Source organism: Wolbachia endosymbiont (group B) of Longitarsus flavicornis (genome assembly GCF_964028135.1).
Classification (GTDB): domain Bacteria; phylum Pseudomonadota; class Alphaproteobacteria; order Rickettsiales; family Anaplasmataceae; genus Wolbachia.
In genome coordinates, this window is record NZ_OZ034758.1 from 476,422 (window position 1) to 491,826 (window position 15,405).

The 15,405-nt window shown below is 33.4% G+C and carries 14 protein-coding genes; 3 read left to right on the plus strand and 11 right to left on the minus strand.

The features are described from left to right. Positions 1 to 83: 83 nt before the first annotated feature. The 3 genes from ABWU45_RS02295 to rpmF are packed head-to-tail and all read right to left on the minus strand — an operon-like array spanning position 84 to position 2,261. Positions 84 to 1,040: a beta-ketoacyl-ACP synthase III gene (locus ABWU45_RS02295; protein ID WP_264377619.1), complete on the minus strand. Its 957-nt coding sequence runs from the start codon at positions 1,038 to 1,040 to the stop codon at positions 84 to 86. Continuing rightward, positions 1,033 to 2,070, minus strand: coding sequence for a phosphate acyltransferase PlsX (plsX, locus tag ABWU45_RS02300; protein WP_264682563.1), 1,038 nt, complete (start codon positions 2,068 to 2,070; stop codon positions 1,033 to 1,035). Before plsX ends, ABWU45_RS02295 begins: the two co-directional genes overlap by 8 nt. 8 nt (positions 2,071 to 2,078) lie before the next feature. Continuing rightward, complete coding sequence (gene rpmF / locus ABWU45_RS02305) at positions 2,079 to 2,261, minus strand: 50S ribosomal protein L32 (RefSeq protein ID WP_006014434.1); 183 nt, start codon at positions 2,259 to 2,261, stop codon at positions 2,079 to 2,081. 234 nt (positions 2,262 to 2,495) lie between these two features. On the opposite strand from rpmF, the gene ABWU45_RS02310 reads away from it, so the two are divergent. Together ABWU45_RS02310 and ABWU45_RS02315 are read left to right on the plus strand one after the other, a co-directional pair. Continuing rightward, the gene (locus tag ABWU45_RS02310) at positions 2,496 to 3,278 is read left to right on the plus strand and encodes an MlaE family ABC transporter permease (protein WP_029237671.1); all 783 of its coding nucleotides are present in this window, start codon (positions 2,496 to 2,498) and stop codon (positions 3,276 to 3,278) included. Beyond that, entirely contained in the window at positions 3,271 to 3,972 is a 702-nt protein-coding gene (locus ABWU45_RS02315; protein ID WP_010405332.1) for an ABC transporter ATP-binding protein, read from the plus strand. Before ABWU45_RS02310 ends, ABWU45_RS02315 begins: the two co-directional genes overlap by 8 nt. A 259-nt stretch (positions 3,973 to 4,231) precedes the next feature. Here the strand turns inward: ABWU45_RS02315 and ffh are convergent, their stop codons facing one another. From ffh to rseP, 7 genes are all read right to left on the minus strand, one after another. After that, positions 4,232 to 5,575 (minus strand): signal recognition particle protein, encoded by a 1,344-nt coding sequence (gene ffh, locus ABWU45_RS02320; RefSeq protein WP_052264999.1) that lies wholly within the window; start codon positions 5,573 to 5,575, stop codon positions 4,232 to 4,234. Then, on the minus strand, positions 5,560 to 7,119 hold the full coding sequence (locus tag ABWU45_RS02325) for a proton-conducting transporter membrane subunit (protein ID WP_353278842.1): 1,560 nt from the start codon (positions 7,117 to 7,119) through the stop codon (positions 5,560 to 5,562). The genes ffh and ABWU45_RS02325 overlap by 16 nt, the downstream gene beginning before the upstream one ends. 303 nt (positions 7,120 to 7,422) lie before the next feature. Then, positions 7,423 to 10,218, minus strand: a complete 2,796-nt coding sequence (locus ABWU45_RS02330; RefSeq protein ID WP_353278844.1) for an FAD-dependent oxidoreductase — start codon at positions 10,216 to 10,218, stop codon at positions 7,423 to 7,425. Positions 10,219 to 10,263: 45 nt separating this feature from the next. After that, on the minus strand, positions 10,264 to 10,695 hold the full coding sequence (fabZ, locus tag ABWU45_RS02335) for a 3-hydroxyacyl-ACP dehydratase FabZ (RefSeq protein ID WP_353278845.1): 432 nt from the start codon (positions 10,693 to 10,695) through the stop codon (positions 10,264 to 10,266). A 4-nt stretch (positions 10,696 to 10,699) separates the two neighbouring features. Further along, entirely contained in the window at positions 10,700 to 11,260 is a 561-nt protein-coding gene (locus ABWU45_RS02340; protein ID WP_353278847.1) for an OmpH family outer membrane protein, read from the minus strand. Continuing rightward, a complete protein-coding gene (bamA, locus tag ABWU45_RS02345) occupies positions 11,261 to 13,597 on the minus strand; it encodes an outer membrane protein assembly factor BamA (RefSeq protein WP_353278849.1) in 2,337 nt (778 codons plus the stop codon). 7 nt (positions 13,598 to 13,604) lie between these two features. Beyond that, complete coding sequence (gene rseP, locus ABWU45_RS02350; RefSeq protein WP_010404225.1) at positions 13,605 to 14,720, minus strand: RIP metalloprotease RseP; 1,116 nt, start codon at positions 14,718 to 14,720, stop codon at positions 13,605 to 13,607. Positions 14,721 to 14,819: 99 nt separating this feature from the next. On the opposite strand from rseP, the gene ABWU45_RS02355 reads away from it, so the two are divergent. Then, positions 14,820 to 15,086: a succinate dehydrogenase assembly factor 2 gene (locus ABWU45_RS02355; protein WP_010404229.1), complete on the plus strand. Its 267-nt coding sequence runs from the start codon at positions 14,820 to 14,822 to the stop codon at positions 15,084 to 15,086. Here ABWU45_RS02355 and ABWU45_RS02360 read toward each other — a convergent pair. After that, the gene (locus tag ABWU45_RS02360; protein ID WP_010404232.1) at positions 15,064 to 15,381 is read right to left on the minus strand and encodes a cell division protein ZapA; all 318 of its coding nucleotides are present in this window, start codon (positions 15,379 to 15,381) and stop codon (positions 15,064 to 15,066) included. The genes ABWU45_RS02355 and ABWU45_RS02360 overlap by 23 nt on opposite strands. Positions 15,382 to 15,405 lie beyond the last annotated feature (24 nt).

The window sequence follows — 15,405 nt, forward strand, 5'->3', positions numbered from 1 at the left end:
TGTTTGTGATAATATCTCAAAACTTTGTCAGTACAGCATGTAACGATAAAACTGAGAAAAAAGAAGCGTGGGTAATAGGAAGTCTAATAGCGCAGTAACACAGAACCCCAGGCTAAACCTGCACCTATTGAAATCAGCAATATCAGATTTCCTGACTTTATTTTTGATTCTTGTACTGCATAGTCTAAGGCTAGTGGAATTGACGCTGCTGAGGTGTTTGCATGCTTATCAACTGTATTAATTACTTTTTCTATAGGAAAATCTAATTTCTTTACTACTGCTTCAATAATGCGAATGTTTGCTTGATGGGGAATTAACCAGTCAATATCAGTAATCTTCAAACTATTGCATTTTAGAGTTTCCTCTACTGAGGCTGTTAATTTCTCTACTGCATGTTTAAACACTTCTCTTCCATTCATAAGTATCTTTCCAGAATCACGAGTAGAGGATATTCCTCCGTTTGTACATAATAAGTCCACATTGCCATCAGAGTGTAAGTTTGTTGATATAATGCTACTGCTACTCATTTCTGATTTCATTATCACTGCACCAGCACCATCACCAAAGAGTACACAAGTTGACCTATCTTCCCAATCAACAATCCTAGACATTATTTCAGCACCAATAACAAGCGCGTATTTAATTCTATCGTTAGACTTTATAAGTGAATCAGCAACTGTAACTGCATATATAAAACCAGAGCATGCTGCCTGTACATCAAAAGCAAATGCGTTTTTACACTTTAATTTACTTTGTATAATCGTTGCACAGCTAGGAAAAGTTTTGTCAGGTGTTGTTGTTGCAACTATGATCAAACCAATTTCATCTATTGAAATTTTCGCTTTTTCTATAGCATTTTTCGCTGCATTAACAGCTAAATCTGACGTTAGTTCTCCTTCATCTGCTATATGTCTTTGAACTATTCCTGTTCTTTGCCTTATCCATTCATCGTTTGTTTCAACTATCGATGCAATTTCGTTATTACTCAAAATTTTTTTTGGTAGGTAAGAACCAGTGCTCAATATGAAACTTTTATTCAATATGACTTACCCCGTTAATTATCTTCTGGTTTAAATTTTCACTGATTGCATTTACTGCAAATTTTATAGCGTGAGCAAAAGAAATAGCATCAGAATTTCCGTGGCTCTTTATAATGATACCATTTAGCCCTAGAAACATAGCTCCACTTCTAATTTTAGGATTAAAACGCTCTAATGCTTTATTTAGCTTGGATTTCAACAATATGCCGACAAGCATTTTTGTCATCCATGAATTAAATACTTCCTGTTTTATTAGACTGATAAAAGTACCAGCAGTTGCCTCAGCTGTCTTGAGCATTACATTACCAACAAAACCATCAGCAACAATTACGTCTATATTACCATCTAAAAATTCACTTGCCTCTATATATCCTTTGAAGTTAATACTTGGAGCATTTTTGAGTAACTCAAAAGCTCCTCTTACTGAGTCAGTACCTTTCACTTCTTCTGTACCAATGTTTAGCAAAGCTACTTCAGGATTTTCAACTTTTAATGCTATTTTTGCAAATATACTCCCCATTAATGCAAATTGAAATAATGAGTCAGTATTACAGTCAACATTTGCACCAAGATCAAGCAATGCAAAGCTTTTTGTCTTAGTTGGACAGACAGATGCAATAGCAGGACGATAGATATTGGGTAATGTTCCTAAAATAAATCTGGAGATAGCCATCAATGCTCCAGTGTTGCCTGAAGACACCATTCCAAAAGCTTTACCTTTTTTCACTGCTTCAACAGCTGCCTTCATACTTGAATCTTTGCGATGTTTCAGTGCAAAAGAGGGTTTATCATTTGGAAGAACATTATCAGAGCAATGGGTAAATTCGGAGTTATCGATTACTTTTTTGTATTTTGAAAGCAAAGGAGATATTTCTTTCTGATCTCCATAAATATGAAAAAAAACTTCAACACCTGGATCAACAAGATTATCCAGGAAAAAACTAGCACCCTGAATTACGGAAAGAGGTGCAAAATCCCCTCCCATAGCATCAAGTGCGATAACTATGTTGTTGTTGACCGTGGGTAACATATCATGAGTTACTCCGCCTTTTGTTTAATGAAAACACGTTTTCCTTTGTAACTATTGTCAACTGCTATGTTGTGAGGCAACATGAATTCTCCAGTTGTTGCACATACCACAATATTCTTAGGCTTAATAGCATGATGAGAACGATGCATATTACGCCTTGACTTTGACTTTTTTCTCTTCGGAACTGCCAAAACTTACTCCAATTCAATTATATAACACAATTTATTAGTAGCATGTTTTTTACAAGAAGTAAATAGCGAAATAAGTAAGGTTTTCTTATACAATTCAGTCTTATAAACTTAAACTCAAGCATTTTGATCAAAGTATATTGAACTTAAGATATATCTTGACTATACTCTGCGATAGAGTTAATAAAAATTTTAATAAAATCAGTAAAACTAATTTTTAGCTAAGATAAATGCAAAGTGAGTTCCTTTGATGTAAACAGTGTTAGAATAATCGGTAGGTGCTTTATCAACTTTCTGTTGAGGCTTGGTAACGCATTTGTGTTTTTTATTCAATCTCTATACCACTGCTTTGTGCCACCGTATTATTTTAGCAATGTAGCAAAACAAATTATAGAGATAGGCTTTTTCTCTTTACCAATTGTTGGGCTCACTGGAGTTTTTATAGGAGCGGTGATAGTTTTACAAAGTAGCTTAAGTGGTCTATTGATTAATCAAGAACAAGTAGTACCTAAGCTTGTTACGATCACTATCATTAAAGAGTTAGGGCCAGTTTTGATTAGCTTAATAATGGTAGGAAAGGTTGGGTCCTCAATTGCAGCAGAAATTGGCACGATGCGCATCACTGAACAAATAGATGCACTTACAACTTTGGACATCAATCCTTTCAAATATTTAATTGCACCAAGAATTCTAGCGTCAGTTATAGTATTTCCAATACTTACAGTATGTGCAGATCTAATAGGAATATTTGGAGGGTATGTCACCGCAGTCTTTGAATTTAACCACAATTTAAATATATACATAAAATATACAGCTCAATTCTTTAATATAAACGATTTTGTTGTTGGGCTAATGAAAGCGACTGCTTTTGGTGCTATAATTTCTGTTTCAAGTTGTTATTACGGTTACCATTGTAGAGAAGGTGCACGAGGAGTAGGTGTTGCTACAACATCAACTGTTGTTTTTTCGTCCATATTGATCATTTTAGCAAACTACTTGATTACTTTGATACATGTATAGCCCCATAATATCAATATTGAACCTAAGCTTGTCTTTTGATGATAGAACGATATTAAACAACATAAGTTTTAATATATCGAAGGGGGAATCATTAGTCATACTTGGCGGCTCAGGAAGTGGTAAATCTGTATTAACAAAAATAATCATTGGATTGCTAAAACCAGACTCAGGGTCTATTAAAATAAATAGTGAAAGCAAAAATAAGTTTGGAGTCTTATTTCAAAATTCTGCTTTATTTGACTACGTTACAGTGTGGGAAAATATATCTTTTAATTATAAAAAGCGCTTTAATATCAGCGAAAAGGAGGCAAAACAGCTAGCAATCGAGAAGTTAAATGATGTTGGACTGGAGGAAAGCATAGCAGATATGTTTCCAATCGAGCTATCAGGCGGAATGAAAAAAAGAGTAGCACTTGCAAGGGCGATTGCGCACAATCCAGAAATTATTGTATTGGATGAGCCAACTTCAGGATTGGACCCAATTATGTCAGATATGGTAAATGAGATAATAATAAAATTATCTAAAGACTTTAACCCTACAATTATCACGATTACACATGATATTCATAGTGCATTTAAAATAGCTGATAAAATAGCAGTATTATACGAAGGGAATATTATCTACCACGGAACTGTCCAAGAAATACAAAATACTAATAACGAATATATAAAAAAATTCATTCATTATATATAGCTATAGGTTTACAAACGATATTGTGAATGCCATATCTAGCCTAACTTGAGCTACTGACAATTGTCGTTCTGTTACTAGTGTAGTGCCACGGTGGTATGGTGTGTTAGCTATAAAACAACGCATTAAATATAGCTAAAGTAACTTATATCAATTTTTATTATTATGCCAATTCCAACTGCGGAAATTTATTGAATTTGTTACTTCACTACTCAACAGCAATTACAACTGATGATTTTATTTCATTCTACTACCTGCTGATTTATTTTCTGCTCAGCATATCCATTAAATCAGATTCTTTGAGTTTATTATGATCAACTTTACTGAATTTATTCACCATAGAGCTCATTTGATTATACTGCTTAATTAGAAGATTAACGTCAGTTACACTTGTTCCGGACCCCTTAGAAATTCTAAGTCTTCTTTTGCCATTTAAAATATCTGGATTTTGCCTTTCTTTTTCGGTCATTGAGTTTATGATGGCTATATATTTTTTCACTTTATTGTCGTCTGGCACACTGCTACTTAGCTTTTTTGTGAATGAACTAGGGATGAATTTCATTATGTTGCTAATGCCATCCATTTTACTCAGAGTTTTTAACATTCCCACTAGGTCGTTTAGGTCGAATTTACCCTTTTTTACTTTCTTTTGTAACTTATCAATTTCTTCCTGACCAACAATCTCAGCAGCTTTTTCAACCAATGATACAACATCACCCATGCTAAGTATCCTTTTTGCAATTCTATCGGGATAAAAATCATCGAGGTCACTTAATTTTTCACCACAAGCAATAAATTTAATTGGACAATCGGTGATCATTTTCATAGAAAGAGCAGCACCACCACGTGCATCACCATCAACACGGGTGAGAATAATGCCGGTTACACCTATTACCTCATTGAATGATTTGGCAATGTTGACCGCATCCTGGCCTATCATTGCGTCGGCTACTAAAATAACTTCTGCAGGTGAAGCTATTTCCTTTACGGCTTTCAACTCATTCATCATATTATTGTCAATATGAAGCCTGCCTGCGGTGTCTAGTATTAATACATCATAATTATCGTTCTTTGCTGCTGCCAGTGCCCTTTTTGTAATTGCAATAGGCTCCTCATTTATTACTATAGATAAAGTTTGTACGTCTATCTGTTTACCTAGCACCTCAAGTTGTTTCTGGGCAGCCGGCCTATAAATGTCTAAAGAGGCAAGCATCACTTTTTTCTTTTGCTTTTTTAGCTTGAAAGCAAGCTTTCCTGAGGTAGTTGTTTTACCTGCACCTTGTAAGCCCACCATCATAATCACAGCAGGGGGTTTAACTGCTAGATTTAAGTCACTTTTCTCTGATCCGAGAACTGCAACTAAATTATCCTGCACAATTTTAATTATCATTTGTGCTGGGGAAACACTTTTTATGACTTTTTCCCCAATCACTTTATCTTTAATGTCGTTGATGAATTTTTTTGCAACTTCAAGTGAAACGTCAGCTTCAATTAAAGCTATACGTATTTCACGCATGGCAAGATTAAAATCATCTTCAGAAATGATCGACTTTCCTCTCAGTTTACTAAATACAGAATTTAAACTTTCAGTTAACGATTTAAACATAATAGCATTAGTAGAATACTCATTAAAAAGAGAGAAGAAGCTGAAACAAAACTCACTGAGTTATAACTTAGCACTTCTTTAAGTTTAGTAATATTATTAAAGTATAAATTAGTAAGTGAATTAGTCAAGTTTTGCAGTACGTTGGCAGACATTTCTCTCACTTTAAAGACCAATTGATTGAACAGCAAGACAATATAGGATATGAAAACTCTAAAAATCCAATCAACATCCATTTTAAAATTTACTCTCGGGTAAAATAACTTGCGTAAAGGAATAAACAATAAAGTGGTACATAGTAACAAATTAAATTGCGACAAAATATTTTTTGTGTTGTACACAAAATCGAAAATCGAAGGTTTATTGTAAATAGGCAAGTAAGGGTTGCCAGCAATTATACATATGAATGCAAAAATAATCATTGTTATTCTACCTTCTTTCCCTTCTGAAGGTTTGGACTTGCTTTTAGCGATAAATATGTAATAGAAAAACTTGAGTCCCACGCTTAAATGAAGCAGCAAATTTAGAACCTTATATAAATTTTTGTACCCTTTTAAGGCAACAGTGTTCATTTCAATTTCAGCTGTGATATATGATTTACTGATAAATCCAACGGTTCCAGGAAATGCAGCCATTGTAAGTATTGCGATTATAGCACACATGCCTTCCACTGACATCAGTTTACCCACTCGATTAAAACTAATTGTTTTTGTTTGTAAAATAATCGAATTACTGACCACAAACAATAATGATTGATAAACAAGAGAGAAGATTATATGCAGTATCAAAATTGGTATTGCTTTTTCCGAAGGACTGAGCAAACTTCCTGCAATAATCAGCAAGCCCATTTGTCCTACAACGTTATAGCATAAAAATCTGCGAATATTTTGCTCAAGAGAAGCAAATATAATACTGTAAATTGCAGTGATGGCGCCTACAAGCGCTAATATTTCAGTACAATCTTGCCATAGGTTATAAGTGTGTAAAAGCATCACTAAAAAAGAGACTTTAGTGGTAAATAAAGAGAGATATGTAGTGCCATGTAGTGATGCAGCAGGATATGCATCAACAACCCAAAACGAAAAAGGAAAACAAGCGCAATTTATCAATAAACCCAAAATTATCAGGTTAGTGCTTTGAAGTGCCAATCCTGCTGTCAATATAACTCCAACCAAAAAGTGTACACAAGCGTACCTTATTGCAGATCCACTATCTCTACAGCTAGCTGCGATAATAAAAAATGCACTGATGGTCATTAATTCAAAGAATATTATAACCAACATTATCTGCTTGGATAAAATTGCACAGAGTGAGCAGGTAGTATAAGCAAAAAAAGATAGCATCTCTGAAAAAGTCAAATTTTGTGCTGGTAGAACAGCTAAAAATGCAACTGATAAAAAAGATATTAGTACGATACGAAAAGATAAATCAAAATTTAGAACTGGATGAGAGCAATTCAGTGTAGTACCTAAATTTTCAGGTAATATTAGGACTATCACTATTAATGTAGTCAACAGAAATAGCAATAAAAATTTATAAAGTTGCACAATGATGTAAAACAGTATGGTTTATGCTACCTCAACATACAAATAAAATCAATTTGCATATTAACCACTAGTTAAGCTAATTACCATATAATTATATCAGGGTTTAGAAGGTTATAGAGAAACCGGTCAGATTAGGTTTTTAATCTAATCTGACCGATAGCTTTAATAGTGAGGTAAGCTTTAATATAGCACTCCTAATTCACAGTGCTACACTCGTGCATAATTTATTTTTAATTTGTGCACGAGCGTTAGTAAATTATTTACTTTTTGAAATAAAATTTAGCATCACTTTAATATCAAGACTTAGTAAACCTCAGTAGGGCTGCCAGTTGGACCCATAAGAATTACTTGTTCACCTTCTTTAAAACATTTACATAAATTAGTGGAACCGCCAGTTTCAAGCACAATAGTGGAAATAAATCCTTTTTTTTTGTCTACTTCAGTGCCGGTTACGGCTATACCTTCCATAGCAAGGTTTGTATTATTGGCTTTTCTGCTATTGGTTGCAAAATTTTGCAACCTAAAGAATTGTCCGGGTTTAAAATTTTTTGCCGCAAGTGGTGCTTTGATCACTATTTCCACAACTTTGTCAGTTAAATATTGAATTTTTATAATCTTTGCAGTGAATTGCTCTTTGATTCTATTAAAAAATTTTTCATTAGTCTGATGTTCTGCAGCGTATTGGTCAGCTACTCTACTCAAAAGCTGAGAAATAATAGGATAACCGTTCTTAGCACTTGCCATAGCTTTCACGACGCTGCCACTATACGAAGGATGAAGATCACCAAAAAAGCTAATTGTTTTATTGCCTTGTTTATATACTAATATTCTGTCTTTATTCTGCATCTTAGGAGAAAATATTGGATCTATTTCTTTTTCTGATGAATTCAAATGAGTAAAATACCCATTACTTAATTTAAAATGCCTTTTATCTTCTGTTGCAATAACTGTATTTGGCTCAGTACCTGCTGCTATAAAAATAGAACGTGCTTTCATGCATTTAATTTCGCCGGATTTTTTGTCTATTAGTTTTATTGATTCAGCATGGTTATATTTATCCGTCACAACTTCAACTGGCTCTAAGTTTTCAATAAAGTAAATCCCTTCTGACAGTGCATTTTGCACCTCTTCACTATTTAATCGATAACTTGGTGAGTCTTTTAGCTCTTTTCTATATACAACTTTCACTCCCCCAAGGCTCTGCATTAACTCCAGTATTTTTGCTCCTCTATTCTCTTTTTTTGCTAATTCTTGCTCTTTTTGGATCAATTGTGCATGCGATATCAGCTCATTTGCAATTTTGTGTTCTTCCTCTGTCCAATCTTTTTCAACACAGTCTTTTCCGTACTTATCAACCAATATTTCATAACGAAGAAGAAATTTTTCTACTTGAATTGGATAATACGCTAAAGCTTCAGTGGCAGTGTCAATCGCAGTAAGCCCCGCACCTATAACAACTATCGGCATACGAACTTGCAGATTTGCTATAGAATCAAATTTAAGAGCGCCAGTCAGTTGTAATGACATAAGAAAGTCAGATGCCATGCGCACTCCACGAGCTAGCATGTTTTTTATTTTGATCATTCGTGGCTTACCAGAGCCAAGTGCCAAGGCAATGTGATCAAAACCCAAGTTAAATGCGTCATCAACAGTTATCGTGCTGCCAAAACGAATGCCCCCATAAAGTGCGAAATTCTCACGTCTTTCCAGCAGTAATCTAATAATCTTTAAGTAATTTTTATCCCACCTAGAAGTAATGCCATATTCTGCCACTCCACCAAACCCACCTGCCGTGCGTTCACTCAATTTTTCGTGTTCAAAATCTTTAATTAGCTGGAAATTATCGATTAAAGGTTCAATCTTTAGTCCATCAATGGCGATAACGTTATGCCCATCATTCAACAAATGATGAGCTAAATTAAAACCAGCAGGACCAAGGCCTACAACTAGAACGTTTTTTCCGGTGTTTTCTCTTGGCAATGAACGCTGAAAATTTAAAGGATTCCAACGGCTAAGCAGAGAATATATTTCAAATCCATACGGTAAACTGAGCACATCATCTAGAATCCTTGTTTCAATCATTGGCACATTTACAGGCTCTTGTTTCTGATATATGCATGAGTTCATGCAATCATTGCATATTCTTTTCCCAGTAGCTGCACATAATGGGTTATCTATTACCACAATTGCAAGGCTTGCTATGCTGTACCCTTCGCTTTTCACCAGATTCATTTCTGATATTTTCTGTTCTAGTGGACAGCCGTGCAATTCAACTTTGAGTGGGGACTGTTTAAAGGTATTGTCGTTATTACTTAGCCCCTTTGAACAACTGTCCTTATTTTGCTTATGACAAAATATGCAGTAATGAGCATTATCCAATGCTTTATTCAAACTCACCTTTTCACTTGTCAGATCAAAACCATGTCGTCTTTTTGTTTTGCTTGAATACAATACCTCAACTTCGTCTACTTCTTTTTTGAAGAACGATACGAGATTTTCGTGATCAATTTTTCTGTGAATACTAAAAAGTATACTCTGTTTATTTTTCACTCTCCACGCTGCATATTGCGCTGCAAGTTCTATTTCTTCTTTGTGATCCTCTTTATTTTCCAACCAACGCATCATCTGCTCAGCAAAATTTTTTTCTGTTGTTGGTAGGGCAAGAAAGCGATTTAATTTGCTGGTAACATAATCAATATCTATATCTGCTATATCAGTGTACTTCTTTAATGCATAGCGTTGAACAAATAACCTTTTACACTTATATATTGCAGCAAAGTCGTTGTGCTTTTTCTTTAGCTCCTCTGCTTCTTTTCCAATATTAAAAAGTTTTGCAATAAATTCATCAAGTAAATATGAGAGGTCTATTATTAACTGACTATCTGTCATTTGAGAGGCCAACATTGGTTGTTCTATGGATCCCAGTGTCAAGCACTGGGATGACATCAAAGAAGAAGCTGCTTTTTCTCTTGCTTCAATTAATGAACAAAACAAGCTTTCATCGCACGATTTTATATAATCTAAAAACGCCTCATCTAACTTTATTAATCCACTACGAGTGTATAAGTTTGAAAATGAGATTTTAAAATTCAGTTGCATCTTTATACTATATAGTGTACATACTGTTTCTTGCAGATGAAGATTTTATTTGTCTTGCAGTCTTGCTAAGATTGTTGCTTCTGCAGCTTTTTCTTCCCCAACATATGCAACACACTCAAATTTATGTAGACCTAAACGCACACTTTGAATGTTAGCTTGAATAATCAATGTGTCCCCTGGAGTAACTAGCTTTCTGAATTTTGCATTTTCAATGGATCTCAAGTAAACAACTTTATTTTCTATTGTTTCTTTACCGAGGACACATATAGCAGATGCCTGAGCTAAAGACTCAATTATCAAAACTCCTGGCATTATCGGATGGCCAGGAAAATGACCAATAAAAAATTGCTCGTTGAAAGTCACATTTTTGATTGCTTTTATACTTTCACCAGGTTCGCATTCTATAACCCTATCTACTAAGAGAAAAGGATAAGAATGTGGTAGTATTTTTATAATATCACTGATATTAAATTGCATAAGCCTACTCAATGCTTTGCAAAGCAAATTCAGGTATTTCCTTATTTACATTTTTTAATACCACATCTGATAAATCAACCTCATCCATAGAGTATAGAACTTGGTTCTTTTTTGAAATAAATAGTACTAAATCTACATTGTTTTTTTCTGCCGTTCTTTTAGCCACTTCTTTTATTTTGTTAAAGACACTTTCTACTGCTTCTCTATAGTTTTCTTCTAAATTTGACATTTTCTTAGCGTAATTATCCCTAACGCTTACAGTGTACTTACTAAATTGTTCCGTCTTTTCTTTTTTTGCTTCTTCTGACAAAAGGTCAAATTCTTCTTTCGATGGCTTAAATTTTTCTAACTCATTTTCAAATTCTTGCTGTAATCTAGAATTCTGCTCCTTTATTTGTTGTTGTATATTTTGCAGAGCCAGAGATTCGTTGATAACTTTGTCACTATCAATAATGGCAGCCTTTGTATTAAGCATGCTCTGAGGTTGATACCCTACAAACTTATACCCTACAAATAAGGAAACAATTAAGGCAATGACTGATGTAAATAACTGTATATATTTCATTTAAATCCCCGCTTCAATAGAAATTTTAACGTTTGGTGATGGTATTATATCATAAGTTTCCTTTACTAAGGGAAACCCAAAATCTAATCTAAGTCTACCAAAAGGAGAGGGCATTGAAAAGCCAAAACCTGGTGATACTCTTATAAGCTTACTATCGTAATATTTTCCACTATATATCTCCTTTTCATCTAAACCAAAAAGTGTTGCGTAGTCAACAAATAGTGAGCCTTTGATACCAGCATAGTCGTATAATTTAGATAGTGGAAAATCTACTTGCTGTGTTAAATTAAAATAAGTTTTGCCTCCCAATGAGCTTTTATTTTTGTCTTCTGCTCTTGGTCCAATGCCGGAAAGGTCAAATCCTCTAATTTCATTACCACCTTTAAAAAAGTGCTGGCCAATATTTAGCTCTTTATCGGTATAAGAGAAAATATGACCTGCTGCTATTTTAAAGCGCAATGTTATATCATCATCAATTTTGCTTAGTATAGGGCGTGTATAAAAAGACAAAAACTCAGATTTTAGGAAATTTACATTTCCTCCCAATCCTGAAATATCCTGATTTAAGCGCAACAAGTACCCCTCCTTTGGAGTATATAGATTATCCAATTTATTGTACGCTAACGTGTATCCAACTGATGAGATCTGATACTCACCTTTTTGATCTCTTATTATCTCAGAGATATCCTCATCTTTTCCACTCTTATTGTCCATATGTATATGGTTATATTTATAAGAATAGCGAATAGAGTTGGTTAGATTTTCTAAAATTTTATAAGATAATTTTACTGTTCCTCCCCAGTCACAAGTATCAAAAGTGGTGTTTGGCTTATCTTGTTTTTCATAAAATATACCTATGCCTAATGACGTATCAGAATCGTTAAAATTATTTTCAACAGCGTCTATACTAGTAGAAAGAACATATTGACTTTTTTCAAGAGCAAAAGATACCTCTTTACCACTACCAAATAAATTACGATCTGTGAAATCGGTTTTAACAAATACTCCACCAGGAAGAGACATGCCACCTGTTAAAGATAACGAGGCAGTTCTTTTTTCTTTGACATTTAAATCAAGATTTACTGCATTTTCATCCACTATATAACTATTTATTTTTACTGTTTCAAAAAAATCGCTATATATAAGTTTTCTACGTGATTTTTGAATCTCAGATGTGTTATATGCGTCGCCTTCTGCCATGCTAAGTTTTCTTCTAATTACTTTATCTAAAGTGCGGTCATTGCCATCAATAGTAATTTGGTTTATATAAATCTTTTTACCTGGTAGCACTTTGTAAGTTACATCCACAATATTGTTACGTTGTGTATATTCTGGATTAACTTTTGCAAATATATATCCTTTTTCGTTTAAATGTTTACTTATTTTTTCTGCTGTATTGTTAATTTTAACCCTATTAAATATTTGATTATTTTCCTCTTTGATAAATTCTAATATTTCTTCCCTTAAACTTAAATCCTGAATCTCAGTTTCAATATCAACTTCATTATTTCCAAATAAGTATTGCTGCTTTTCATCAATCAAAAAAGTTAACTCTATTTGGTTGTTATTATCAACCTCAACAATTGGTTGGATATTATTTTGAATATATCCCTTAGATGAATAGAAGCGATCAAGCAGTTCTGTGTTAATCAGTAGATATTGAGGTGAATAATGAGTTCCGCTTTTAAAAATGGCTCTAAATAACTTACTAAATATATCGTTGCTATGCCTTTTGATAACTTGCTCTAGCTCATTTGCTGAAAAGTTTTTATTACCTATGAATCGTAAACCCTTAATTTTAGACGTTCTTCCTTCTTTTATCTTAAAAATTAGGTTTATCCTATTGCTACCAAGCTTATCTAGCTCATATGCAATTTTAACACCAATTTTACCACTGTTCCTATAAAGAGTAGCTAGATTTATTAAATCGTTTTGTAATTTTGTTTCAGTGAAAATAGTTAGTGATTTTGACTGGATAACGTTATTTAGCAACTCTTTACTGTTAAATAACTTATTGCCTTTCAATATTACTTTGTTAATCAATGGATTCTCATGAATTTTTACTACTAAGTTTTTTTCATCATCGATATAGGCGTTAATACTAGCAAATAACTTTGTTTTATATAAATCTTTTATAATTGAATCTACATCATCATCATCATTTATATGACTACCTGGTTCTAATTTTGTATAAAACCTTATTGTTTGATCACTTACTCGCTCATTGCCAATATACTTAATATTTTTTATCTGTACTTTTTCTTTATTTTCTAGAGCAACAAGTAGAGTGGGAAAAGAAATAAATATTATTATTAGTATGTGAAATAACTTTTTCATATGTATCTTAAAAAAGATGCCTAATATCATTTGTGATTGCAACTGCCATCAACAAAAACAGTATGGTAGCACCAAAAGTGACTGCATATTTTTGATATTTCAAACTCAAATCTCTACGTATAACTGCTTCTATAATATAATGAAATAAATGCCCACCATCTAGTAGTGGTATTGGCAGCAAGTTAATTGCAGCTAAATTAGCTGAAATAATTGCCATAAAATATAGAACCATCATAAGTCCCTTTTTAGCTGATTGCCCTGAATATTTTGCAATTTTTATTGGCCCACCTATTTCATTTATACTCCTTTTACCAACAACAATTTGAAAGAGTGCTTTGATTGTTAAACACATAGTGTGGTAGGTTTCATTCACTGATAGGCTAGCAGCTCCAAGAAAAGATGACTGTTTTAACCCTATCATATTAATTGAGGTAATTCCTATAGTTTTTCTTTCTATTATGTTACCAAAGACATCTCTATCCTCAACTGTAAACGGAGTTAGAATAGTTCTGTACTCTTCGTTATTTCTTCTATACTTAATTTCTATTCTTGTTTCAGGGTTGGACATTATCACGCGTGAAATATCTTCAAAGTATTTTATTTTGTACTCATTGATCTGTGTAATAGTGTCACCTGGTAATAGGCCAGCTTGCTTTGCTGCACTTTCTTCAATTACATTACCAATTACTGGTGGAGTACGATAATAACCTGCCACGCTGAAAAATATTGTGAAAGCTATAACGGTAAATATCATGTTTGCAAAAGGCCCTGCAAAAACTATTGCTGCTTTTTGATATCGAGGTTTTGTATGGAATGAGTATAATTTTTCTTCTTCAGTTAATTTTTGTTGATCAACAGGAACGCTTGCTGCATTAGTATCCCCTAACATTTTAACGTAGCCACCCAATGGAAAGGCACTTAATTTCCATCTAGTTCCAGACTTGTCGTTAAAACCAAAAATTTCAGGACCAAAGCCTATAGAAAAAGATTCAACTTTAACCTTGCATGCTTTAGCGACAATATAATGCCCACATTCATGCACGAATACTATGATAGAAATTATTAAAGAAAACGATAAAAAATAATATATTCCAGCGCTAAGTTGATGAGAAATTAATTCCACCTATGTTTTAAATCTTAATCAAACGTTGAGTATATTAAAATGTGCCTTGCTTGACAAGTATTTAGTTTAGTCTTTAAATTAAAAAAAAGTTTAATGACAATGATAGATATCTCCTTATTAAGAAGAAAACTGATGTATAGGAGTTGGCATAGGGGTTGTAAAGAAACTGATATACTTTTAGGGCATTTTGCATTGAAATATCTTGATAAATTTTCCTTAAGTGAACTAATTGAATACGAAAAAATAGTTGATCTTGATGATTGCGAATTATATTGTTACATCACTCGTAAGAAACTTCTCCCCCCTGATTTGAGTAGTGAGGTAGTCGATTTGATTGCTTGCTTTAATCACTTATGCACCCAATAATCTTGTTTACCCTATCTAATACTTCAGCATATTCTACTCTTTTTTCCTCCCTATACTTTTTGCATTCTTGATTTATTTCGTCTAATCGCTTTGTTAATTCTAAAATTTTGTCTTCGAGAGTCAATGCTGCAAGTAAGAAATTTAATGCATCTGAGCCCTTACCTCCAGTTCTTTGAGATATGGAGCTAACTAGCTTGTTGAAGCTATTAGCAAGTTGTAATAAATGGTCCTTCTTTTTACTTTCGCAAGATATTTTATATGTGTTATTATGTATAACTATTTCTACTACTTGCATATGATGCTATATTGTACAACTTTC

What these genes read in the sequence shown, in the direction of transcription:
- ffh (WP_052264999.1), bottom strand. Translation starts at nt 5,575, where the DNA reads ATGTTTAAATCGTTAACTGAAAGTTTAAATTCTGTATTTAGTAAACTG.
- plsX (WP_264682563.1), bottom strand. Translation starts at nt 2,070, where the DNA reads ATGTTACCCACGGTCAACAACAACATAGTTATCGCACTTGATGCTATG.
- ABWU45_RS02340 (WP_353278847.1), bottom strand. Translation starts at nt 11,260, where the DNA reads ATGAAATATATACAGTTATTTACATCAGTCATTGCCTTAATTGTTTCC.
- ABWU45_RS02360 (WP_010404232.1), bottom strand. Translation starts at nt 15,381, where the DNA reads ATGCAAGTAGTAGAAATAGTTATACATAATAACACATATAAAATATCT.
- ABWU45_RS02330 (WP_353278844.1), bottom strand. Translation starts at nt 10,218, where the DNA reads ATGCAACTGAATTTTAAAATCTCATTTTCAAACTTATACACTCGTAGT.
- ABWU45_RS02315 (WP_010405332.1), top strand. Translation starts at nt 3,271, where the DNA reads ATGTATAGCCCCATAATATCAATATTGAACCTAAGCTTGTCTTTTGAT.
- bamA (WP_353278849.1), bottom strand. Translation starts at nt 13,597, where the DNA reads ATGAAAAAGTTATTTCACATACTAATAATAATATTTATTTCTTTTCCC.
- ABWU45_RS02355 (WP_010404229.1), top strand. Translation starts at nt 14,820, where the DNA reads ATGATAGATATCTCCTTATTAAGAAGAAAACTGATGTATAGGAGTTGG.
- fabZ (WP_353278845.1), bottom strand. Translation starts at nt 10,695, where the DNA reads ATGCAATTTAATATCAGTGATATTATAAAAATACTACCACATTCTTAT.